The sequence below is a fragment of the Citrobacter freundii complex sp. 2025EL-00176 genome, from assembly GCF_053309355.1.
The window spans coordinates 158,352-179,870 of sequence record NZ_JBRYHT010000008.1 but is presented as its reverse complement, the minus strand read 5'-3'; the positions used below and the strand labels follow the sequence as shown (position 1 = coordinate 179,870).

Annotated in this window: 23 protein-coding genes; 17 read left to right on the top strand and 6 right to left on the bottom strand. The window is 53.9% G+C overall.

What is annotated here, in order from left to right; all coding sequences use genetic code 11:
• Positions 1-37: 37 nt before the first annotated feature.
• Positions 38-703, bottom strand: coding sequence for a 7-cyano-7-deazaguanine/7-aminomethyl-7-deazaguanine transporter (locus tag ACVXHP_RS16605; RefSeq protein WP_165408053.1), 666 nt, complete (start codon positions 701-703; stop codon positions 38-40).
• 168 nt (positions 704-871) lie between these two features.
• On the opposite strand from ACVXHP_RS16605, the gene tusA reads away from it, so the two are divergent.
• On the top strand, positions 872-1,117 hold the full coding sequence (gene tusA / locus ACVXHP_RS16600; protein WP_038635021.1) for a sulfurtransferase TusA: 246 nt from the start codon (positions 872-874) through the stop codon (positions 1,115-1,117).
• Between the two features lie 75 nt (positions 1,118-1,192).
• Here the strand turns inward: tusA and zntA are convergent, their stop codons facing one another.
• Together zntA and ACVXHP_RS16590 are read right to left on the bottom strand one after the other, a co-directional pair.
• Positions 1,193-3,391 (bottom strand): Zn(II)/Cd(II)/Pb(II) translocating P-type ATPase ZntA, encoded by a 2,199-nt coding sequence (zntA, locus tag ACVXHP_RS16595; protein ID WP_447571829.1) that lies wholly within the window; start codon positions 3,389-3,391, stop codon positions 1,193-1,195.
• A 75-nt stretch (positions 3,392-3,466) separates the two neighbouring features.
• Entirely contained in the window at positions 3,467-4,093 is a 627-nt protein-coding gene (locus ACVXHP_RS16590; RefSeq protein WP_038635015.1) for a lysoplasmalogenase, read from the bottom strand.
• A gap of 141 nt (positions 4,094-4,234) precedes the next feature.
• Here ACVXHP_RS16590 and ACVXHP_RS16585 point away from each other — a divergent pair, with 141 nt between their 5' ends.
• Positions 4,235-4,594, top strand: a complete 360-nt coding sequence (locus tag ACVXHP_RS16585) for a DUF2500 domain-containing protein (protein WP_447571828.1) — start codon at positions 4,235-4,237, stop codon at positions 4,592-4,594.
• Positions 4,595-4,693: 99 nt separating this feature from the next.
• Here the strand turns inward: ACVXHP_RS16585 and ACVXHP_RS16580 are convergent, their stop codons facing one another.
• Entirely contained in the window at positions 4,694-4,969 is a 276-nt protein-coding gene (locus ACVXHP_RS16580; protein WP_042311836.1) for a DUF1145 family protein, read from the bottom strand.
• Positions 4,959-5,555 carry a 16S rRNA (guanine(966)-N(2))-methyltransferase gene (gene rsmD, locus ACVXHP_RS16575; protein ID WP_447571827.1) on the bottom strand — a complete coding sequence of 199 codons (597 nt, stop codon included), beginning with the start codon at positions 5,553-5,555 and terminating at the stop codon, positions 4,959-4,961. The genes ACVXHP_RS16580 and rsmD overlap by 11 nt, the downstream gene beginning before the upstream one ends.
• A gap of 151 nt (positions 5,556-5,706) precedes the next feature.
• On the opposite strand from rsmD, the gene ftsY reads away from it, so the two are divergent.
• From ftsY to livJ, 5 genes are all read left to right on the top strand, one after another.
• Positions 5,707-7,218: a signal recognition particle-docking protein FtsY gene (ftsY, locus tag ACVXHP_RS16570; protein ID WP_447571826.1), complete on the top strand. Its 1,512-nt coding sequence runs from the start codon at positions 5,707-5,709 to the stop codon at positions 7,216-7,218.
• Positions 7,219-7,220: 2 nt separating this feature from the next.
• The gene (gene ftsE / locus ACVXHP_RS16565) at positions 7,221-7,889 is read left to right on the top strand and encodes a cell division ATP-binding protein FtsE (RefSeq protein WP_003023420.1); all 669 of its coding nucleotides are present in this window, start codon (positions 7,221-7,223) and stop codon (positions 7,887-7,889) included.
• On the top strand, positions 7,882-8,940 hold the full coding sequence (ftsX, locus tag ACVXHP_RS16560; RefSeq protein WP_304702708.1) for a permease-like cell division protein FtsX: 1,059 nt from the start codon (positions 7,882-7,884) through the stop codon (positions 8,938-8,940). The genes ftsE and ftsX overlap by 8 nt, the downstream gene beginning before the upstream one ends.
• A 271-nt stretch (positions 8,941-9,211) precedes the next feature.
• Positions 9,212-10,066, top strand: coding sequence for an RNA polymerase sigma factor RpoH (gene rpoH, locus ACVXHP_RS16555; protein WP_003023425.1), 855 nt, complete (start codon positions 9,212-9,214; stop codon positions 10,064-10,066).
• 270 nt (positions 10,067-10,336) lie between these two features.
• Positions 10,337-11,440: a branched chain amino acid ABC transporter substrate-binding protein LivJ gene (livJ, locus tag ACVXHP_RS16550; protein ID WP_139815584.1), complete on the top strand. Its 1,104-nt coding sequence runs from the start codon at positions 10,337-10,339 to the stop codon at positions 11,438-11,440.
• A gap of 87 nt (positions 11,441-11,527) precedes the next feature.
• On the opposite strand, the gene panM is transcribed toward livJ, so the two are convergent.
• On the bottom strand, positions 11,528-11,911 hold the full coding sequence (panM, locus tag ACVXHP_RS16545; RefSeq protein ID WP_038634992.1) for an aspartate 1-decarboxylase autocleavage activator PanM: 384 nt from the start codon (positions 11,909-11,911) through the stop codon (positions 11,528-11,530).
• Between the two features lie 423 nt (positions 11,912-12,334).
• On the opposite strand from panM, the gene livK reads away from it, so the two are divergent.
• The 10 genes from livK (at position 12,335) to ugpE (ending at position 21,519) form a co-directional block, all read left to right on the top strand.
• On the top strand, positions 12,335-13,444 hold the full coding sequence (gene livK, locus ACVXHP_RS16540; RefSeq protein ID WP_447571825.1) for a high-affinity branched-chain amino acid ABC transporter substrate-binding protein LivK: 1,110 nt from the start codon (positions 12,335-12,337) through the stop codon (positions 13,442-13,444).
• A gap of 61 nt (positions 13,445-13,505) precedes the next feature.
• Positions 13,506-14,432 carry a high-affinity branched-chain amino acid ABC transporter permease LivH gene (gene livH / locus ACVXHP_RS16535; protein ID WP_043018610.1) on the top strand — a complete coding sequence of 309 codons (927 nt, stop codon included), beginning with the start codon at positions 13,506-13,508 and terminating at the stop codon, positions 14,430-14,432.
• Positions 14,429-15,706, top strand: coding sequence for a branched chain amino acid ABC transporter permease LivM (gene livM, locus ACVXHP_RS16530; RefSeq protein ID WP_038634986.1), 1,278 nt, complete (start codon positions 14,429-14,431; stop codon positions 15,704-15,706). The genes livH and livM overlap by 4 nt, the downstream gene beginning before the upstream one ends.
• Complete coding sequence (gene livG / locus ACVXHP_RS16525) at positions 15,703-16,470, top strand: high-affinity branched-chain amino acid ABC transporter ATP-binding protein LivG (RefSeq protein WP_003827578.1); 768 nt, start codon at positions 15,703-15,705, stop codon at positions 16,468-16,470. Before livM ends, livG begins: the two co-directional genes overlap by 4 nt.
• A gap of 17 nt (positions 16,471-16,487) precedes the next feature.
• Positions 16,488-17,201, top strand: coding sequence for a high-affinity branched-chain amino acid ABC transporter ATP-binding protein LivF (gene livF / locus ACVXHP_RS16520; protein WP_304702711.1), 714 nt, complete (start codon positions 16,488-16,490; stop codon positions 17,199-17,201).
• A 100-nt stretch (positions 17,202-17,301) separates the two neighbouring features.
• Positions 17,302-17,583, top strand: a complete 282-nt coding sequence (locus tag ACVXHP_RS16515) for a hypothetical protein (RefSeq protein WP_200008744.1) — start codon at positions 17,302-17,304, stop codon at positions 17,581-17,583.
• Positions 17,584-17,723: 140 nt separating this feature from the next.
• Complete coding sequence (locus tag ACVXHP_RS16510; protein ID WP_200008743.1) at positions 17,724-18,131, top strand: dTDP-glucose pyrophosphorylase; 408 nt, start codon at positions 17,724-17,726, stop codon at positions 18,129-18,131.
• Positions 18,132-18,368: 237 nt separating this feature from the next.
• On the top strand, positions 18,369-19,685 hold the full coding sequence (gene ugpB, locus ACVXHP_RS16505) for a sn-glycerol-3-phosphate ABC transporter substrate-binding protein UgpB (protein ID WP_016154831.1): 1,317 nt from the start codon (positions 18,369-18,371) through the stop codon (positions 19,683-19,685).
• 104 nt (positions 19,686-19,789) lie between these two features.
• On the top strand, positions 19,790-20,677 hold the full coding sequence (gene ugpA, locus ACVXHP_RS16500; protein ID WP_038634974.1) for a sn-glycerol-3-phosphate ABC transporter permease UgpA: 888 nt from the start codon (positions 19,790-19,792) through the stop codon (positions 20,675-20,677).
• Positions 20,674-21,519 carry a sn-glycerol-3-phosphate ABC transporter permease UgpE gene (ugpE, locus tag ACVXHP_RS16495; RefSeq protein ID WP_447571824.1) on the top strand — a complete coding sequence of 282 codons (846 nt, stop codon included), beginning with the start codon at positions 20,674-20,676 and terminating at the stop codon, positions 21,517-21,519. The genes ugpA and ugpE overlap by 4 nt, the downstream gene beginning before the upstream one ends.

Sequence of the window (21,519 nt, the reverse complement as noted above, 5' to 3'; positions counted from 1 at the left end):
CATTCGACCATCTTATCACAACTCGGAAAATGAACCTTTAACTCGTCTGCAATGCAGATAATTCAGATTTATCTGCCAACCTTTTCAGTAACATATTCAGCAGTACGCCGTACATCGGCAGGAAGAAAATAATGCTGATCAGCACCTTGAAGCAGTAGTCGACCAGCGCGATTTCCATCCAGTGCTCGGCCATAAAGGCATCCGGGCTGCGCCAGAAAGCGATAAAGAAAAAGGCCAACGTATCGCTGATGTTGCCAAACAGCGTGGAAGCCGTCGGCGCCAGCCACCAGCGACGGTTCTGACGCAGGCGGTTAAAGACATGCACATCCAGAATTTGTCCCAGCGCGTAAGCCATAAAGCTGGCGGCGGCGATACGGGCGACAAACAGGTTAAAGTGCAGCAGCGCGCCGAATCCCTGCCACGACCCCATATAGAACAGGGATGACACAACATAGGAGATCAACAGCGCGGGGATCATCACCGCAAAGATGATACGTCGTGCCAACGGCGCGCCAAAAATACGCACGGTCAGGTCGGTCGCGAGGAAAATAAACGGAAAGCTAAAAGCGCCCCATGTGGTATGGAAACCAAAAATGGAGATCGGTAGCTGCACCAGATAGTTGCTGGAGGTGATCACCAGCAGATGAAATAGCGATAGCCAAAACAACGCTTTTACGCGCTGAGATTGTGTAAACGGAGTCATATTGTGACCTTTTTGTTGGATGGGGTGAGGGAACCCAATAAAAAACCGTCGCATGATACTGCTTTAAGAGCACATTGCAATGGTTGTTTTTCACGCAATCGTTAACCTGATTGGCTTACGCCACAACAGAGCGTAAAATAACGCCGTTTTTGAATGAACGAGACTACGATGAGCGATCTGTTTACCTCTCCCGACCATACTCTTGATGCCCAGGGACTACGCTGCCCGGAACCTGTAATGATGGTGCGTAAAACCGTGCGCGGTATGCAGGCGGGTGAAACGCTGCTGATTGTCGCCGACGATCCGGCGACGACCCGCGACATCCCCGGCTTCTGTACCTTTATGGAGCATGAACTGGTGGCAAAAGAGACCGACTCGCTGCCGTACCGCTATTTAGTGCGCAAAGGTCATTAAGCGAAGCGCCATCCGGCCTACAAAGACGGTGTAACCTGTAGGCCGGATAAGGCAACGCCGCATCCGGCACACACATTACCCTTTACGCAACAACCGCAGCGCGTTCGCGGTCACCAGCACCGTCGCCCCCGTATCCGCCAGCACCGCCAGCCACAGTCCGGTTATCCCGAGCAGCGTGGTGACGAGGAAAATCCCCTTCAAACCCAGCGCAATCGCAATGTTCTGGCGAATATTGGCATGGGTGGCGCGCGCCAGCTGAATCATTTGCACCAGACCACGCAGACGGTTGTGGGTCAGGGCGGCGTCCGCCGTTTCCAGCGCGACGTCGGTTCCGCTACCCATGGCAATGCCGATGGTCGCCGCTTTCATCGCCGGGGCGTCGTTGATGCCGTCGCCGACCATCGCCAGCGGCGACTGTTGGTTGAGATGGGTAACGGCCCGCACCTTATCTTCCGGCATTAATCCTGCTTTGAATTCCAGACCCAACTCCCCGGCAATGGCGGCTGCCGCGCGTGGGTTATCACCGGTCAGGATGACCCCTTTCACGCCGATTTGATCAAGCTCGGCGATAGCGCTGCGAGCGTCATCGCGCAGCGTGTCCTGTAGGGCCAGTACGCCGAGAACGGTATCGTTACGCAGCACCAGCACCACCGTCTGACCCGCGCTTTCCAGCTCGCTTATCTGTCCGGCAAAGGCATCGGCAGGTCGCTTGCCCGCAGCGCAAATCAGCACGCGCTCGCCATTGACCAGTGCTTCAATTCCAGAGCCAACCAGCGCCCGTTGCTCTTTCGCGACAGGAATAGTCAGCTCGCGCGTTTGCGCTTCCCGAACAATCGCCTGCGCCAGTGGGTGTGTTGCACCTTGCTCTACCGCCGCTGCCAGCGCCAGCAGTTCAGCCTCATTAACACCGCTTGCCGGATGAATCGCCGTCACGCGCGGTTTTCCGATGGTCAGGGTGCCGGTTTTATCAAATGCCACCTGCGTGACTCTACCCAGCTGTTCCAGCGCCGCGCCACCTTTAATGAGTGCCCCACGACGCGCGGCGGCGGCAAGACCTGACGTAATGGCAGCAGGCGTTGAGATAACCAGCGCGCACGGGCAGCCAATCAGCAACAGCGTCAGCCCCTTATAAATCCACTCCTGCCAGGAGGCGGCAAACAGCAGCGGCGGGACGAGGGTAACCAGCAGCGCAACCGCCATAATCGCGGGGGTATAAATTCGGCTGAAACGGTCAATAAAGCGCTCAATGGGCGCGCGGCGTTCTTCCGCTTCTTCAATCAGCTTCAGAATGCGATCGATAGCGCTGGCACCCGGCTCGGAGAGCACTTCCAGCGTAACCAGACGGTCCACGCTGGTGGCGCCCGCCGGGACTTTCTCGCCGGTGGCGCGTTCAACCGGGATCGATTCGCCGGTCAGAGCGCTTTCATCAAAGCTGGCAAAACCGGAGATCAGCTTACCGTCGGCAGGTAAACGCCCACCCGCGGCAACTTCGATAACATCGCCAGGCTGGAGGGTATTGATTGCGACCTCTTCGCGCTCGCCATTACGCAGGCGCGTGGCGGTTTCCGGCTTGAGTGCCATCAATGCGCTAACGCCTTTGCGGGCGCGGCTGGCGGCCCATCCTTCCAGGCGCTCGCCAATTAAAAACAGCAATAGCACCATGGCGGCTTCCGCCGTCGCGCCGATAAACAGTGCGCCAATCGCGGCCACGCTCATCAACGTTTCAATGGCGAAGTAGCTGCCGGTTTTCATCAGACGCAGGGCCTGGCGGGCAATGGGATACAGGCCCACCAGCGTAGTGGCGATAAACGCTATCTGACCGAAAGGATGATTGAACTGCTCCAGCCCCCAGCTAATCGCCATCATGATTATCAGCGAAATCAGCGGCAGGTTCTCTTTCAAGCGTGATTCGGGGGCGGCATCCGGCGCTTGTTCATCGCGCAGGGTATAACCTGCCTTTTGTACCGCACTTTCAACTTGCTGGCGGATGTCAGAGCCCGCATCAACGACCAGTTTTTCGGTGGCGAACAGCACCTGGACCTGGTTGACGCCACTCACCTGGCGGACCGCATTTTCCACTTTTCGGGCGCAGGCGGCACAGTCCATTCCTGCCACTTTCCAGGAATAACGGGTGCCCATTACGCGATCGGATACGGTGGGTTGGGTAGAGCAACTTCCTTCGCAGCAGCAGTCGTCCGCCTTTTGTGGGGCTGGCGCTGGCTTGAAAGAAGAGAATTGTGGGGCTTTTTTGCCAGGGGCATCAGGCGTCGACATGGCATCCTCCGGTTAATAATCATTTCGTATTAACCGAAGGATACACTCTGGAGTCGACTCCAGAGTCAAGCGATATTACAGATACAACGAACGAACAATCAGGAAATGTCCGGCGAAGTAGCAGGCGGCGGCAATGGCGTTATCGGCGCGGAAGCGGCGGCGATAATGGCTACCCAGCCAGACAAAATTGCCGATGAACAATAATGAGGCACCGAGGAATGCCGACAGCGCGGGGCCAGTAGGACGGAAGAACCACAGTTCGCCTGCCATCCAGACCATCATCAGCGTGATGCCGATAAAAGTACAGATCGCTAAACGTAGCTCTTCCAGTCGCGTCCAGATGATGGCGATCAGCAACGCCCCCAGCACCACCAATACCAATGGCAAAGGCCAGAAGAACGACAGCGTCATTTGGCTGGCGAAGTAGATGGTATACAGCAGGTGCGAGAGGAAAAATGCCCCCACGGCGTAGAGTAGACGTTGGCGCGGCAACAGCGTCAGCGCATCGCCCAGCAGTGAGGCAAGCAGCCCTGCCAGCACCAGATAGCTGATGGCGTTAAACATTGGCGCTTGCCAGGCCAGCAGCGCCAGCAGGAGTAAAGTGAGGGGTTTAAAGACCCAGCGTTGCCAGGCGGGCCCACGATAGGAAGCATCCACGAACAACCATGCGGAAAGGCAGACAGCGATAAACGACCAAAGCATCTTAGTTCCTTGAATTCGTTATTTTTTCGTAAGCGGGGTGCTTACGGCTCTATTGTTCAGTGTAGAGGTCGACACTGCCAGATGACAACACCATAACAGGCAATGTATGCTTATTTCCGCATTTTCTGATGGGTTAATACTATGAGCAAGCCGCCACTTTTTTTCATTGTTATCATTGGCTTAATTGTTATCACCGCGTCGTTTCGCTTTGTCCAGCAGCGGCGTGAAAAAGCGGATAACGATGCAGCACCGCTGGTGCAAAAGCAGGTGGTAGTGAGTAATAAGCGGGAAAAACCACTTAACGATCGGCGATCCCGTCAACAGGAAGTGAGCCCGGCAGGAACCAGCATGCGCTATGAAGCCAGTTTTAAGCCGCAAAGCGGAGGTCTGGAGCAGACGTTTCGTCTGGATGCCCGGCAGTACCATGCGCTAACGGTCGGAGACAAAGGCACGCTGAGTTACAAAGGTTCGCGTTTTATTGATTTTACGGCTGAACGCTAAGGTTGCATCTGACTGATGCCGGATGGCGGCTTACGCCTTATCCGGCCTACAAATTTTGTCGCTCCGGCTCGCAACGCGCCGCCGGGCGAAAAATCACAGTTACTTCTTCAACTGATCTTTAATCTTCTTCTGCCAGACCAGTAGCTCAAAGACGCCGAACAGGAAAATGCGGATTTTCTCCCCGCTGGTCATCTGCGGGCCATCTTTTGGCATGGTGCTTTTTAGCAGCGCCAATTGCATGCCGTGCATCAGCACCATAAATATCAGTGCGACGTTAACGAAGATGTTAAGCGGGCGCGGGAAGGGTTGGAAAATATTCAGTAATAAAAATGCCCACACGCACAGCATCAACAGACGTCCCAGATTAATTAGCATCGTGCTCTCCTTGTGCTTCACGTTGATACAGGCGGTAAGCGACCTGTCCTGCCACTTTTTCACGGTATAGTGACCAGTTTACCGGAACCGGCGGCAGGCCGTTTTCGACTTCGCTCTCAACGTAAATATACGCTTCATCTGCCAGCCAGCCATGGGTTTCCAGAAGCGTTAATGTTTCTTCCAGTAATCCTTTGCGAAACGGCGGATCAACGAACACCACGTTATGCGGCGTACCGGGTTGGGCCAGAAACGCCAGCGTATTGGTGTTGACGACGCGGGCATTATTTGCCTTCAGCGTAGCAAGATTCTTTTGCAGCTGCTGCGATACCGCGCGATCCATCTCCAGAAGCGTCGCATTTGCCGCATAGCGAGAGAGGGCTTCCAGCCCCAACGCGCCGCTGCCGGCGAAGCAGTCCAGGCAATGTGAATCGACCATTACCGGGGCCAACCAGTTAAATAAGGTTTCGCGTACGCGGTCGGTGGTCGGGCGCAGGCCGGGACTGTCCGGAACCGGGAGTTTACGGCCACGCCATTGCCCGCCAATAATGCGGATCTGGCCGCTACCAGAGTGATTCGGTTTTTTCATTTCAATTATTGCTCAATCCGCTGCTGACGTGTCATTCCAGGCGGTGATGTGAGTTAAGTTAAGTGATAGACTATTTCATCATTTTTTTAGCTGCTATGTACATAGCGTTGACGCTGTGCCATGAAGCAACAGCGGGGGAGTGTAGTCGCAAATGGCGAAAGAGAAAAAACGTGGCTTTTTTTCCTGGCTGGGCTTTGGTCAAAAAGAGCAGGCACCGGAAAACGAGACAGAACTAAAAAACGAAGAACAACAACCGGTTGCTGAAGAAACTACCGTCGTTGACGAACAGCCGCGCGCCGAGGAAACCCGTAGCGACGCACAAACGGAAGCCTTTGCTGCTGAAGTTGTTGAAGTCACTGAACAGGTTGCGGAAATCGAAAAACTGCAGCCGGAAGAAGAACCTGTTGCTGAGCAACCGCAGCCGGAGGTTGAGCCGGTTATTGAATCCACTGTTGAACCTGCAGTGGAAACCCCTGCGGCGGCGGTTATCGAACACGAAGAATTGCCGCTGCCGGAAGAGGTGAAAACCGAAGCGGTTTCTGCCGAAGAGTGGCAGGCTGAAGCGGAAACTGTAGAAATCGTCGAGGCGGTTGAAGAAGAAGCCGAAAACGAACCGCAGCTGACCGGTGAAGAGCTGGAAGCGCAGGCCCTGGCTGCCGAAGCGGCGGAAGAAGCCGTCATGGTAGTGCCGGTTGAAGAACCGGTAGAAGAAGAGGCGGTCCAGGAGCAGGAAAAACCAACCAAAGAAGGCTTCTTTGCGCGCCTGAAACGCAGTCTGCTGAAAACAAAAGAAAACCTCGGTTCCGGATTTATCAGTCTGTTCCGCGGTAAAAAGATCGACGATGATCTGTTTGAAGAGCTGGAAGAACAGTTGCTGATCGCCGATGTGGGCGTAGAAACGACCCGCAAAATTATTGCGAATCTGACGGAAGGCGCCAGCCGCAAGCAGCTCAAAGATGCAGAAGCGCTGTATGGCCTGCTGAAAGATGAGATGGGCGAGATTCTGGCGAAGGTTGATGAGCCGCTTAACGTCGAGGGTAAAACGCCATTTGTTATCTTAATGGTTGGCGTCAACGGTGTGGGTAAAACAACTACCATTGGTAAGCTGGCGCGTCAGTTTGAGCAGCAGGGGAAAACGGTGATGCTGGCGGCGGGCGATACCTTCCGTGCGGCAGCGGTAGAGCAGTTGCAGGTCTGGGGTCAGCGTAACAATATCCCGGTGATTGCGCAGCATACCGGCGCGGATTCCGCCTCCGTTATCTTTGATGCCATCCAGGCCGCGAAAGCGCGTAACGTAGACGTGCTGATCGCTGATACCGCAGGGCGTTTACAGAACAAATCGCACCTGATGGAAGAACTGAAAAAAATCGTTCGCGTCATGAAGAAGCTCGACGAAGAGGCGCCGCATGAAGTTATGCTGACTATCGACGCCAGTACCGGGCAGAATGCGATAAGCCAGGCCAAACTGTTCCATGAAGCGGTGGGCTTAACCGGTATCACCCTGACCAAGCTGGACGGTACGGCGAAGGGCGGGGTCATCTTCTCAGTTGCCGATCAGTTTGGCATCCCTATCCGCTATATTGGTGTGGGCGAACGTATCGAGGATTTACGTCCGTTTAAAGCGGACGATTTTATAGAGGCACTTTTTGCCCGAGAGGATTAACAATGATTCGCTTTGAACATGTCAGCAAGGCCTATCTCGGTGGGAGACAAGCGCTGCAGGGAGTGACCTTCCATATGCAGCCTGGCGAGATGGCGTTTCTGACCGGCCACTCTGGTGCGGGTAAAAGTACCCTGCTGAAGCTGATCTGTGGAATTGAACGGCCCAGCGCCGGGAAAATCTACTTCAGCGGGCATGACATCAGCCGTTTGAAAAACCGTGAAGTACCGTTTCTGCGTCGTCAGATTGGCATGATTTTTCAGGATCACCACCTGTTGATGGACAGAACCGTGTTTGACAACGTGGCAATCCCGCTGATCATCGCGGGCGCCAGCGGGGACGATATTCGTCGTCGCGTGTCAGCGGCGCTGGATAAAGTCGGGCTGTTGGACAAAGCGAAAAACTTCCCGATTCAGCTCTCCGGCGGTGAACAACAGCGCGTGGGCATCGCCCGTGCGGTGGTGAATAAACCTGCGGTACTGCTGGCGGATGAACCGACGGGGAACCTGGATGACGCGCTGTCGGAAGGGATCCTTCGTCTGTTCGAAGAGTTTAACCGCGTCGGGGTCACGGTATTAATGGCCACGCACGACATTGGACTGATCTCCCGTCGCTCCTACCGTCAGATGGTCCTGAGTGATGGACACCTGCATGGAGGCCTGGCGCATGAATAGACGTGACGCTATCAATCAAATCAAACAGTTCGGTGGCCGACTGGATCGTTTTCGTAAATCAGGCGGTGCGCCGGGTGACGGTGGTCGTAATGCGCCAAAACGCGCGAAAGCCGCGCCAAAACCGAACTCACGTAAAACCAACGTTTTTAACGAGCAGGTGCGCTATGCGTTCCAGGGCGCGTTGCAGGACCTGAAAAGTAAGCCGCTGGCGACGTTCCTCACGGTGATGGTGATCGCCATCTCCCTGACGCTGCCAAGCGTGTGCTACATGGTTTATAAAAACGTAAACCAGGCGGCAAGCCAGTATTATCCCTCGCCGCAAATCACCGTCTATCTGCAAAAAACGCTGGATGATGACGCGGCGGCGCGGGTGGTGGGTCAGTTGCAGGCCGAACAGGGCGTCGAGAAAGTTAATTATCTTTCCCGCGAAGATGCACTGGGCGAATTCCGCAACTGGTCCGGCTTTGGCGGCGCGCTGGATATGCTGGAGGAAAACCCGCTTCCTGCCGTAGCGGTGGTTATCCCGAAACTGGATTTCCAGGGTACAGAGTCGCTGAATACCCTGCGTGACCGCGTTGCACAGATCAACGGTATTGATGAAGTGCGGATGGATGACAGCTGGTTTGCTCGTCTGGCGGCGTTGACGGGTCTCGTTGGGCGCGTATCCGCGATGATTGGCGTGCTGATGGTAGCGGCGGTCTTCCTCGTCATCGGTAACAGTGTGCGCCTGAGTATTTTTGCGCGACGCGATACCATTAACGTGCAGAAGCTGATTGGCGCAACGGACGGGTTTATCCTGCGCCCGTTCCTTTATGGCGGAGCCCTGCTCGGTTTTTCCGGCGCATTTCTTTCACTGATTTTGTCAGAAATTTTGGTGATGCGTCTGTCGTCAGCGGTTACGGAAGTGGCGCAGGTTTTTGGAACTAAGTTTGATATCAACGGCTTATCATTCGACGAGTGCCTGTTGTTACTGCTGGTATGCTCAATGATCGGCTGGGTGGCAGCCTGGCTTGCCACGGTTCAACATTTACGCCACTTTACCCCCGATTAAAAAATCTCTGGTATAATCTTTCCCTGCACTGAGTAGTTCGCTCTGCAGGGAAAGAGTCCCTGTTATCTCTTCCCGGCGTATTCATTGTGATGTCACATTTTGTGCGTAATCTATACACATTACGACATGGAACTTGTGGATAAAATCACTGTCTGATAAAAGATTGAATGATATTCTCGTTGCTCATAAGCTCTGGCATGGTTGTTGCTACTGGTTTTTGTTAATTAGTTTTTTTGCCAACGCGCCAGATGAAAAGATTGAGAGGATTTGAATGACCAAAGAAATGCAAAATTTAGCTTTAGCCCCTGTTGGTAACCTGGAATCTTACATCCGGGCTGCGAACGCGTGGCCGATGTTGTCGGCTGACGAGGAGCGGGCACTGGCTGAAAAGCTGCATTACCAGGGCGATCTGGAAGCAGCTAAAACGCTGATCCTGTCTCACCTGCGCTTTGTTGTTCATGTTGCTCGTAACTACGCGGGCTATGGCCTGCCGCAGGCGGATCTGATTCAGGAAGGTAATATCGGCCTGATGAAAGCCGTGCGCCGTTTCAACCCGGAAGTGGGTGTGCGCCTGGTTTCTTTCGCCGTGCACTGGATCAAAGCTGAGATCCATGAATACGTTCTGCGTAACTGGCGTATCGTGAAAGTCGCGACCACTAAAGCACAGCGTAAGCTGTTCTTTAACCTGCGTAAAACCAAGCAGCGTCTGGGCTGGTTCAACCAGGACGAAGTTGAAATGGTGGCTCGTGAGCTGGGTGTTTCCAGCAAAGACGTGCGCGAAATGGAATCCCGTATGGCGGCGCAGGACATGACGTTTGATATGTCTTCAGACGACGAGTCTGACAGCCAGCCGATGGCGCCGGTTCTGTATCTGCAGGATAAATCCTCTAACTTTGCCGATGGCATTGAAGAAGATAACTGGGAAGATCAGGCCGCGAACAAACTGACTCACGCAATGGAAGGTCTGGACGAACGTAGCCAGGATATCATCCGTGCCCGTTGGCTGGATGAAGACAACAAGTCAACGTTGCAGGAACTGGCCGATCGCTACGGCGTTTCCGCTGAACGTGTTCGTCAGCTTGAAAAGAACGCCATGAAAAAACTGCGCGCGGCGATCGAAGCGTAATCTTCCAGCAAACCTGGAAATGCTGATAAACCCTGGATGAAAATCCGGGGTTTTTTGTTTTTATCTCTCCCTCTATCTCCTGACGTTTATGCTTTTTGTCATCAAGTTGTTATCTGCATGTCAAATTTAGCTATTCCAAAATAATAAAAATCGGGTATGTTTTAGCAGAGTATGCTGCTAAAGCACGGGTGGCTGTCCAATAATCGAAATAAAGTGCTGAACAACAACATCACAACACACGTAATAACCACAATAATGGGGATTGTCAGGATGAATATGAAGGGTAAAGCGTTATTGGCAGGATGTATCGCCCTGTCTTTGAGCAATATGGCGTTTGCTAAGGATATTAAAGTGGCCGTTGTCGGCGCGATGTCCGGTCCGGTAGCGCAGTATGGCGATCAGGAGTTTACTGGCGCAGAGCAGGCGATTGCGGATATCAACGCCAAGGGCGGGGTGAAAGGTGACAAACTGGTCGTGGTGAAATACGACGATGCCTGCGACCCGAAACAAGCGGTAGCGGTCGCGAACAAAGTGGTCAACGACGGAATTAAATACGTTATCGGCCATCTGTGCTCATCTTCCACACAGCCCGCGTCAGATATCTATGAAGATGAAGGCATTCTGATGATCACCCCGGCAGCAACGGCACCGGAGCTGACCGCGCGTGGTTATAAGCTGGTGATGCGTACCACCGGCCTGGATTCCGATCAGGGGCCAACTGCCGCCAAATACATTCTGGAAAAAGTGAAGCCGCAACGCATCGCGATCATTCACGATAAGCAGCAGTACGGTGAAGGTCTGGCGCGCGCGGTGCAGGACGGCCTGAAGAAAGGCAACGCCAACGTAGTGTTCTTTGACGGGATTACCGCCGGTGAAAAAGACTTCTCGACGCTGGTGGCGCGCCTGAAGAAAGAGAATATCGATTTCGTTTACTACGGTGGTTATCATCCGGAAATGGGGCAGATCCTGCGTCAGTCTCGTGCCGCTGGTCTGAAAACCCAGTTTATGGGTCCGGAAGGGGTAGCGAACGTGTCGCTGTCTAACATCGCGGGTGAGTCTGCGGAAGGCTTACTGGTAACCAAGCCGAAGAACTACGATCAGGTGCCCGCGAACAAACCGATTGTGGATGCTATCAAGGCCAAGAAACAGGATCCAAGTGGCGCATTCGTGTGGACCACTTACGCCGCACTGCAATCCTTGCAGGCTGGCCTGAACCAGTCTGACGATCCGGCTGAAATTGCCAAATACCTGAAAGCAAACTCAGTAGAAACCGTCATGGGGCCGCTGTCCTGGGACGAGAAGGGCGATCTGAAAGGCTTCGAATTCGGTGTGTTTGACTGGCATGCTAATGGTACGGCCACAGACGCCAAGTAATTGAGTGCCGGGTGGCGGCTTCGCCTTACCCGGCCTACAACGAGTACTTTGTAGGCCGGATAAGCGTCAGCGCCATCCGGCTTTCTTTTAGCGCTTCTCCCAGCCATCCGCCTGTGCTGTAAAGCCTAACGCCTGCATAAACGCGGCCATCACGCTGCGGTCTTCAACGCCTACATCTGCCATCCACCATGAACTCACACTTGGGTTTTCGCGGATCACCTCTTCGATCAAATACTGCCCGACGCCGCGACGACGGGTGATTTCACGTACGCGTAACGAATCCAGAGCGCCTTGTGTGCCGCTCAGCGTGACGCGTACCGCGCCAAGCAGACGCTCGTTAAAGCGCGCGGCATAGATCCGGTGCGTTTCATCTACGCTTAATGATGAGGCGGAGTATTCCGGCCAAATTTTGCCAAGATCGATGAGATCCTGAGCACTGAAGTTGTTTAAACGAACGATGGTCAGCTTCATGAGCAGCATGTCCAAATCACAAAAGATGGAAGCAGTGTACCGAAATAATTCGCCCGGATGCTTTCTCTTTTTTATGCGATTAACCAGATTAATAGTTTTGCGACAACGGTAATGACAGTTTGAAACATTAGAGATTGAAAAACAGGCAGGATAATACCCTGGAATGCAGCATTTTATTCCGCTCTTTGTACCGTTATTTTATGCTGACAAACGTGCTTTTTTTTGTTTATCTATAGCGAAAAGCAGAATATTATCTTTTCTTAATCGACTGAAATATAGAGATTTTAGCCTGATTTTGCTTAAAAAACTGTGCTAAACCATTAATGAGACTGGTAAAAATAGTGCAGTTCAAAAAAAGCACAGTCTGCTTTTTAACCACATAAATACAAAATATTAATTACGTCACGAATGGGGATTCAGGTAATGAAACGGAATGCGAAAACAATCATCGCAGGGGTGATAGCACTGGCAATGTCGCATGCTGTCATGGCAGAAGATATTAAGGTCGCCGTTGTCGGGGCGATGTCGGGTCCGGTCGCGCAATGGGGTGATATGGAATTTAATGGCGCACGTCAGGCCATTAAAGATATCAATGCCAAAGGCGGGATCAAAGGCGACAAGCTGGTCGCCGTGGAATATGACGATGCGTGCGATCCAAAACAGGCCGTTGCCGTAGCAAACAAAATCGTTAACGACGGTATTCAGTATGTTATTGGCCACCTGTGCTCATCTTCGACCCAGCCAGCGTCAGATATCTATGAAGACGAAGGGATCCTGATGATTTCCCCGGGGGCAACCAACCCGGAACTGACTCAGCGTGGTTACGCACACATTATGCGTACTGCGGGTCTGGACTCATCTCAGGGACCAACCGCCGCGAAATACATTCTGGAGAAGGTGAAGCCGCAGCGCATCGCCATCATCCATGATAAACAGCAATACGGTGAAGGCCTGGCGCGTTCGGTGCAGGACAGCCTGAAAGCGGGCAAAGCCAACATCGTCTTCTTTGATGGCATCACCGCTGGGGAAAAAGATTTCTCTGCGCTTATTGCCCGTCTGAAGAAAGAAAATATCGACTTCGTCTATTACGGCGGCTACTACCCGGAAATGGGGCAAATGCTGCGCCAGGCGCGATCCATTGGCCTGAAAACTCAGTTTATGGGGCCAGAGGGTGTGGGTAATGCCTCTCTGTCTAATATCGCCGGTGATGCCGCAGAAGGCATGCTGGTGACGATGCCAAAACGCTATGACCAGGATCCGGCAAATAAAGCGATTGTCGATGCGCTCAAAGCTGACAAGAAAGATCCAACCGGACCGTACGTGTGGATCACATATGCAGCCGTCCAGTCACTGGCGAGCGCAATGGATCGCAGCGAAAGCAAAGAGCCGCTGGATCTGGTGAAAGATCTGAAAGCACACGGGGCTGATACCGTGATTGGGCCGCTGAAATGGGACGAAAAAGGCGATTTGAAGGGATTTGAGTTTGGTGTCTTCCAGTGGCACGCCGACGGATCATCGACCGTCGCGAAGTAATACCTGAAGACGAGTTATCCCACCGCCCGTGCAAAACGGGCGGGTTAAGAAAGGTTACCTTATGTCCGAGCAGTTCCTCTATTTCTTGCAGCAGATGTTTAACGGCGTCACGCTGGGAAGCACCTACGCGCTGATCGCCATCGGTTATACGATGGTGTACGGCATTATTGGCATGATCAACTTCGCCCATGGCGAGGTGTATATGATCGGCAGCTATGTCTCCTTTATGATCATCGCTGCGCTAATGATGATGGGGATTGATTCCAGTTGGCTACTGGTCGCGGCGGGCTTCGTCGGCGCGATTGTGATTGCCAGCGCCTACGGCTGGAGCATTGAACGGGTGGCGTATCGGCCCGTGCGCAGCTCCAAGCGCCTGATCGCGCTGATTTCCGCCATCGGGATGTCCATCTTCCTGCAAAACTACGTCAGCCTGACGGAAGGTTCGCGCGACGTGGCGCTGCCCAGCCTGTTTAACGGCCAATGGACCGTCGGCAGTAGTGAAAACTTCTCTGCTTCCATCACCACCATGCAGGCGGTTATCTGGATTGTAACCTTCCTCGCGATGCTGGCGCTGACGCTGTTTATTCGCTATTCGCGTATGGGACGCGCCTGCCGCGCCTGTGCGGAAGACCTGAAAATGGCCAGCTTGCTCGGCATTAACACCGACCGTGTGATTGCGCTGACCTTTGTGATCGGGGCGGCAATGGCGGCGGTTGCGGGCGTGCTGCTCGGTCAGTTCTATGGCGTAATTAACCCCTACATCGGCTTTATGGCTGGGATGAAAGCCTTTACCGCGGCGGTACTGGGCGGCATTGGCAGCATTCCTGGAGCGATGATCGGCGGCCTGATTCTGGGCGTTGCCGAAGCGCTTTCTTCTGCTTATCTGAGTACCGAATACAAAGACGTGGTGTCGTTCGCACTGCTGATTCTGGTACTGCTGGTGATGCCGACCGGTATTCTGGGTCGCCCGGAGGTAGAGAAAGTATGAAACCGATGCATTTTGCAATGGCGCTGCTCTCTGCCGCCATGTTCTTCATCCTGGCGGGTGTCTTTATGGGCGTTCAGCTAGAACTGGACGGTACCAAACTGGTGGTGGATACCGCCGCGGATATCCGCTGGCAGTGGGTGTTCATCGGCACTGGCGTGGTGTTTCTTTTCCAACTGTTGCGTCCGGCGTTCCAGAAGGGCCTGAAGAGCGTCTCCGGGCCGAAGTTTATTCTGCCAGCGATTGACGGCTCAACGGTGAAACAGAAACTGTTTCTGGTGGCGCTGCTGGTGATTGCCGTGGCATGGCCGTTTATGGTCTCGCGCGGCACGGTGGATATCGCCACGCTGACGATGATTTATATCATCCTCGGCCTCGGCTTAAACGTGGTGGTGGGGCTTTCCGGCCTGCTGGTGCTGGGCTACGGCGGCTTCTATGCCATCGGCGCTTACACCTTTGCGCTACTGAACCACTATTACGGCCTCGGTTTCTGGACCTGTCTGCCGCTGGCGGGACTGGTTTCTGCCGCTGCGGGGTTCCTGCTCGGCTTCCCGGTTCTGCGCCTGCGTGGTGACTATCTGGCGATTGTGACCTTGGGTTTCGGCGAAATCGTCCGTATCCTGCTGCTCAACAACACTGAAATCACCGGCGGCCCGAACGGTATTAGCCAGATCCCGAAACCCACCTTTTTCGGTCTGGAGTTCAGCCGCAGCGCGCGTGAAGGCGGCTGGGATACCTTCAGCAACTTCTTTAACGTGAAGTATGACCCGTCCGATCGCGTGATTTTCCTCTATCTGGTGGCGCTGCTGCTGGTGGTGTTCTCACTGTTTGTCATCAACCGTCTGCTGCGTATGCCGCTGGGACGTGCGTGGGAAGCGCTGCGTGAAGATGAAATTGCCTGCCGTTCGCTGGGCTTAAACCCAACGCGCATCAAGCTGACTGCCTTTACCATCAGCGCTGCGTTCGCGGGTTTCGCCGGCACGCTGTTTGCCGCGCGGCAAGGTTTTGTCAGCCCGGAATCGTTCACCTTTGCCGAGTCAGCCTTTGTGTTGGCGATTGTGGTCCTGGGCGGAATGGGCTCGCAGTTTGCGGTCATCCTCGCGGCGATCCTGCTGGTGGTGTCACGCGAACTGATGCGTGATTTCAATGAATACAGCATGTTAATGCTGGGTGGTTTGATGGTACTGATGATGATCTGGCGTCCGCAGGGCTTGTTGCCGATGACCCGTCCGCAGCTGAAGCTGAAAAACGGGGAAGCAAAAGGAGAGCAGGCATGAGTCAGCCATTATTATCCGTGAACGGCCTGATGATGCGCTTCGGCGGTCTGTTGGCGGTGAACAACGTTGAGCTGGAACTGAGGCCGCAGGAAATCGTCTCATTAATCGGGCCGAACGGCGCGGGGAAAACCACAGTCTTTAACTGCCTGACCGGTTTTTATAAACCGACGGGCGGGACGATTAAACTGCGCGACCAGCATCTGGAAGGGCTGCCGGGCCAGCAGATTGCCCGCATGGGCGTGGTGCGCACTTTCCAGCACGTACGCCTGTTTCGCGAAATGACGGTGATTGAAAACCTGCTGGTGGCGCAACACCAGCAATTGAAAACCGGCGTCTTTTCCGGCCTGTTAAAAACGCCGTCGTTCCGTCGCGCGCAGAGTGAAGCCCTGGATCGCGCCGCTACCTGGCTTGCGCGTATTGGTTTGCTGGAGCATGCCAACCGCCAGGCCAGTAACCTCGCCTATGGTGACCAGCGTCGGCTGGAGATCGCCCGCTGCATGGTGACGCAGCCGGAGATCCTGATGCTTGACGAGCCTGCCGCTGGCCTCAACCCGAAAGAGACCAAAGAGCTGGACGAGCTGATTGCCGAACTGCGCAACCATCACAACACCACCATTCTGTTGATTGAGCACGATATGAAACTGGTGATGGGAATTTCCGATCGTATTTACGTGGTGAACCAGGGCACGCCGCTGGCGAACGGGACGCCAGAACAGATTCGTAATAACCCGGACGTGATCCGCGCCTATTTAGGTGAAGCATAATGGGGGCGAGGCATAATATGGATAAGGTGATGTTATCGTTCGATAAAGTCAGCGCCCACTACGGCAAAATTCAGGCGCTGCACGAGGTTAGCCTGTATATCAATCAGGGTGAAATCGTAACGCTTATCGGCGCCAACGGCGCGGGGAAAACCACCCTGCTCGGTACGTTATGCGGCGATCCACGCGCGACCAGCGGGCGAATTGTCTTTGATGGTAAAGACATTACCGACTGGCAAACGGCGAAAATCATGCGCGAAGCGGTGGCGATCGTTCCGGAAGGGCGTCGTGTGTTTTCGCGCATGACGGTGGAAGAGAACCTGGCGATGGGCGGCTTCTTTGCCGAGAAGGACCAGTTTCAGGAACGTATCAAGTGGGTGTATGACCTGTTCCCGCGCCTGCATGAGCGTCGCATTCAGCGTGCGGGTACCATGTCCGGCGGTGAACAGCAGATGCTGGCGATAGGCCGTGCGCTGATGAGCCAGCCCAGGCTACTGTTGCTTGATGAGCCGTCGCTGGGTCTGGCGCCGATTATCATCCAGCAGATCTTTAACACCATCGAGCAGTTACGCGAGCAGGGGATGACCATCTTCCTCGTCGAGCAGAACGCCAACCAGGCGCTGAAGCTCGCCGACCGCGGCTACGTGCTGGAAAACGGCCATGTGGTGCTGGAAGACACCGGCGATGCGCTACTGGCGAATGAAGCGGTGCGCAGCGCTTATCTGGGCGGTTAAACGTTCTCTTAAGAGATAAGGGGCCTGATATGGCCCCTTTTTATTGCTCTATGTTACTATTGAGAATGGTTATCAATAATAACATGAACATGGAGAAAGGATGATACGTTCAGGTACCTGCATGATGATTGGAACTCTGTTATTGGCGCTTGCATCTGGTGCTCAGGCATTGGAACCGCAAACATTTGACCCGCGCGATCCGTCTATCTGGCAAGAGAAACCGGCCAACCCGTTGGCACAGTCCAGCTCGCCCTGCGAAGTATTCACCAGCTCGGTATGCCCTGGCTGGGAAGATGAGAAATCAGATATCCAGCGTGAACGTGAGCGGCGGGAACAGCAGCGTTTACAGAATGAATATGAACGACGCTGGCGTCGGGATTAACGTTACCGGAGTGTATGGGCAGCGTGTCAGCCAATGACGCTAGCTAAATCTGCAGGTATTGCGAGCCTGGTCCCAGCAAGCATAGGTTATTTGCTGCATAATCAACGGCTTGATGTATATCCTGAGTCAATGGTAATTGAATGAATGATTTACCGCGTCAAACTGACGTGCTGCCCATGCCCGCAATAGAAGGTGTCACGGTCTCTTTTAATGGACTGCACTATCTGCGCCCCGAGCTGCTTCTGGATTTCGTGAGCGTCAGTAGCGCGCCGTTGCTTGCCGTTACGCCTGTCGCATTGCTGTACTCTTCTGTTGGTGTGCTGCAACAGGTTGACTTACGCAAGTTGCCGGTCGATGTTTGCGGGCGCGTGGTTTACCCCATCTCTTCGCTGAAGCTTCCGGCGTTACGGGGAAAGCTCATCATTAACGCCCAGTCCCGACGACTCAAGTTTCTGGAAAGTCTGGTGGCGATATCGCCAGAAGATAATATCCACGGTATGCAGATCCTGGGACTGGCGCTGGAGTTTACGTTCGCACATCCTGAGTGATCTCATCTGTACGGCAAATCTTTTTATGGGCCGGGTAAGGCACCTCCCCGGCTTTGTTGTGCTCCACCCCGCATTTTCCTGTCACTACGCTTTCACCGCCTTGCCATCTGTTTGTCGCCTTACTATCTTTTTTTTGTAATAAAAAAGTTATTTTTCTGTCATTCGAGCATGTCATGTTACCCCCGCGAGCATAAAACGCGTGATATCGCGCATCCGGCACAACAAGAGAGATAACCGATGATATCGTTACGACATACAGCTTTAGGACTGGCACTTAGCCTGGCATTTGCAGGTCAGGCGCTGGCAGTCACCACCATCCCGTTCTGGCACTCAATGGAAGGCGAACTGGGTAAAGAAGTTGACTCACTGGCGCAACGTTTTAATGCCGCCAATCCCGACTACAAAATTGTCCCACAGTACAAAGGCAACTATGAGCAAAGCCTGAGCGCAGGTATTGCCGCCTTCCGTACCGGAAACGCCCCTGCGCTGTTACAGGTTTATGAAGTGGGTACGGCAACGATGATGGCCTCAAAAGCCATTAAACCGGTCTATGAAGTATTCAAAGAGGCTGGCATCAACTTCGATGAATCTCAGTTCGTGCCGACGGTTTCCGGTTATTACACTGACTCGAAAAGCGGACATCTGCTCTCCCAGCCGTTTAACAGCTCCACGCCGGTGCTGTACTACAACAAAGACGCCTTCAAAAAAGCCGGTTTAGACCCTGAGCAGCCGCCAAAAACCTGGCAGGATCTGGCGGAATACACCGCGAAGCTGAAAGCCGCAGGTATGAAGTGTGGCTACGCCAGCGGTTGGCAGGGCTGGATTCAGATTGAAAACTTCAGCGCCTGGAACGGTCTGCCGGTCGCCACCAAAAACAACGGTTTTGACGGTACAGATGCGGTGCTGGAGTTCAATAAACCGGAGCAGGTGAAACACATTGCACTACTGGAAGAGCTGAATAAAAAGGGCGACTTCAGCTACTTCGGACGTAAAGATGAATCCACCGAGAAGTTTTACAACGGGGATTGCGCCATTACCACCGCTTCTTCAGGTTCTCTAGCCGATATTCGCCACTACGCCAAATTCAACTATGGCGTCGGCATGATGCCGTACGATGCCGATGTGAAGGGCGCACCGCAGAACGCGATTATCGGTGGAGCCAGTCTGTGGGTGATGCAAGGTAAAGACAAAGCCACCTACGAAGGCGTGGCGCAGTTCCTTAACTTCCTCGCGAAACCAGAGATTGCTGCCGAATGGCATCAGAAGACCGGCTATCTGCCGATCACCACCGCCGCGTACGATCTGACTCGCGAACAGGGCTTCTATGATAAGAACCCAGGGGCCGATATCGCCACCCGTCAGATGCTGAACAAACCGCCGTTACCGTTCACCAAAGGACTGCGTCTGGGCAACATGCCGCAGATCCGTACCATCGTGGATGAAGAGCTGGAAAGCGTGTGGACCGGAAAGAAAACCCCACAGCAGGCGTTGGACGCCGCGGTAGAGCGTGGCAATCAGTTACTGCGCCGCTTTGAGCAATCGACCAAATCTTAAGTGTATAAGTGCCTGATGGCGCTGCGCTTATCAGGCCTACAGCGTTTGTAGGCCGGATAAGGTGCTTGCACCGCCATCCGGCACCTTCCAGGAAAAGAACCTTCATGTCCTCATCCCGTCCGGTGTTCCGCTCGCGCTGGCTTCCCTATTTACTGGTGGCCCCGCAGTTAGTTATCACCGTTATTTTCTTTATCTGGCCCGCTGGTGAAGCGCTATGGTACTCGCTACAAAGCGTTGATCCTTTTGGTCTTTCCAGCCAGTTTGTCGGACTGGAAAACTTTGTCGCGCTATTCCATGACCCGTACTACCTTGATTCGTTCTGGACGACGATAAAGTTCAGTACGCTGGTTACGGTAAGCGGCCTGCTGGTGTCGCTGTTTTTTGCTGCGCTGGTGAATTACGTCGTGCGCGGTAGTCGTTTTTACCAGACGTTGATGCTACTGCCCTACGCCGTTGCACCCGCCGTTGCCGCCGTATTGTGGATCTTCCTGTTTAATCCCGGTCGCGGGCTGATTACCCATTTTCTCGGTGAGTTTGGCTATGACTGGAACCATGCGCAAAACAGCGGTCAGGCAATGTTCCTGGTGGTGTTCGCGTCGGTCTGGAAGCAGATTAGTTACAACTTCCTGTTCTTCTTTGCCGCACTGCAATCTATTCCCCGGTCGCTGATCGAAGCCGCTGCGATTGATGGTGCGGGGCCGATTCGCCGCTTCTTTAAGCTGGCGTTACCGCTGATTGCACCGGTCAGTTTCTTCCTGCTGGTGGTGAATCTGGTGTATGCCTTCTTTGATACCTTCCCGGTGATCGACGCCGCCACGGCAGGTGGGCCGGTACAGGCGACCACGACGTTGATTTATAAGATCTATCGTGAAGGCTTTGTCGGCCTGGATCTCTCTGCGTCAGCCGCGCAGTCAGTGGTGCTGATGTTCCTGGTCATTATTTTGACGGTGGTGCAGTTCCGCTATGTGGAAAGTAAGGTGCGTTACCAATGATTGAGAACCGTCGTGGGCTGACAATATTCAGCCATACCATGCTGATTGTGGGGATCATGGTGATCCTGTTCCCGTTGTACGTCGCGTTTGTCGCGGCGACGCTGGACAACAAAGCGGTATTTGAAACGCCGATGACGCTGGTTCCCGGCACGCAGTTGCTGGAAAACATGAAATACATCTGGGTCAACGGCGTGGGCGTCAACAGCGCGCCGTTCTGGCTGATGATGCTCAACAGTTTCATCATGGCATTCAGTATTACGGTGGGGAAAATCACCGTCTCTATGCTCTCCGCGTTCGCCATCGTCTGGTTTCGCTTTCCGCTGCGCAATCTGTTCTTCTGGATGATTTTTATCACCCTGATGCTGCCGGTTGAGGTGCGTATTTTCCCGACGGTAGAAGTGATCGCCAACCTGAAAATGCTCGACAGCTACGCGGGCCTGACGCTGCCGCTGATGGCGTCGGCTACCGCGACCTTCCTGTTCCGTCAGTTCTTTATGACCCTGCCGGATGAGCTGGTTGAAGCGGCGCGTATTGACGGCGCGTCACCGATGCGTTTTTTCCGCGATATCGTGCTACCGCTGTCAAAAACCAATCTGGCGGCGCTGTTCGTGATCACCTTTATCTACGGCTGGAACCAGTATTTGTGGCCGTTGTTAATTATTACCGATGTTAACCTGGGCACTGCGGTGGCGGGCATCAAAGGCATGATCGCCACCGGCGAAGGTACCACCCAATGGAATCAGGTGATGGCAGCCATGCTGCTGACGCTCATCCCTCCGGTAATCATCGTGTTAGCCATGCAGCGTGCCTTCGTGCGTGGTTTAGTGGACAGTGAGAAATAA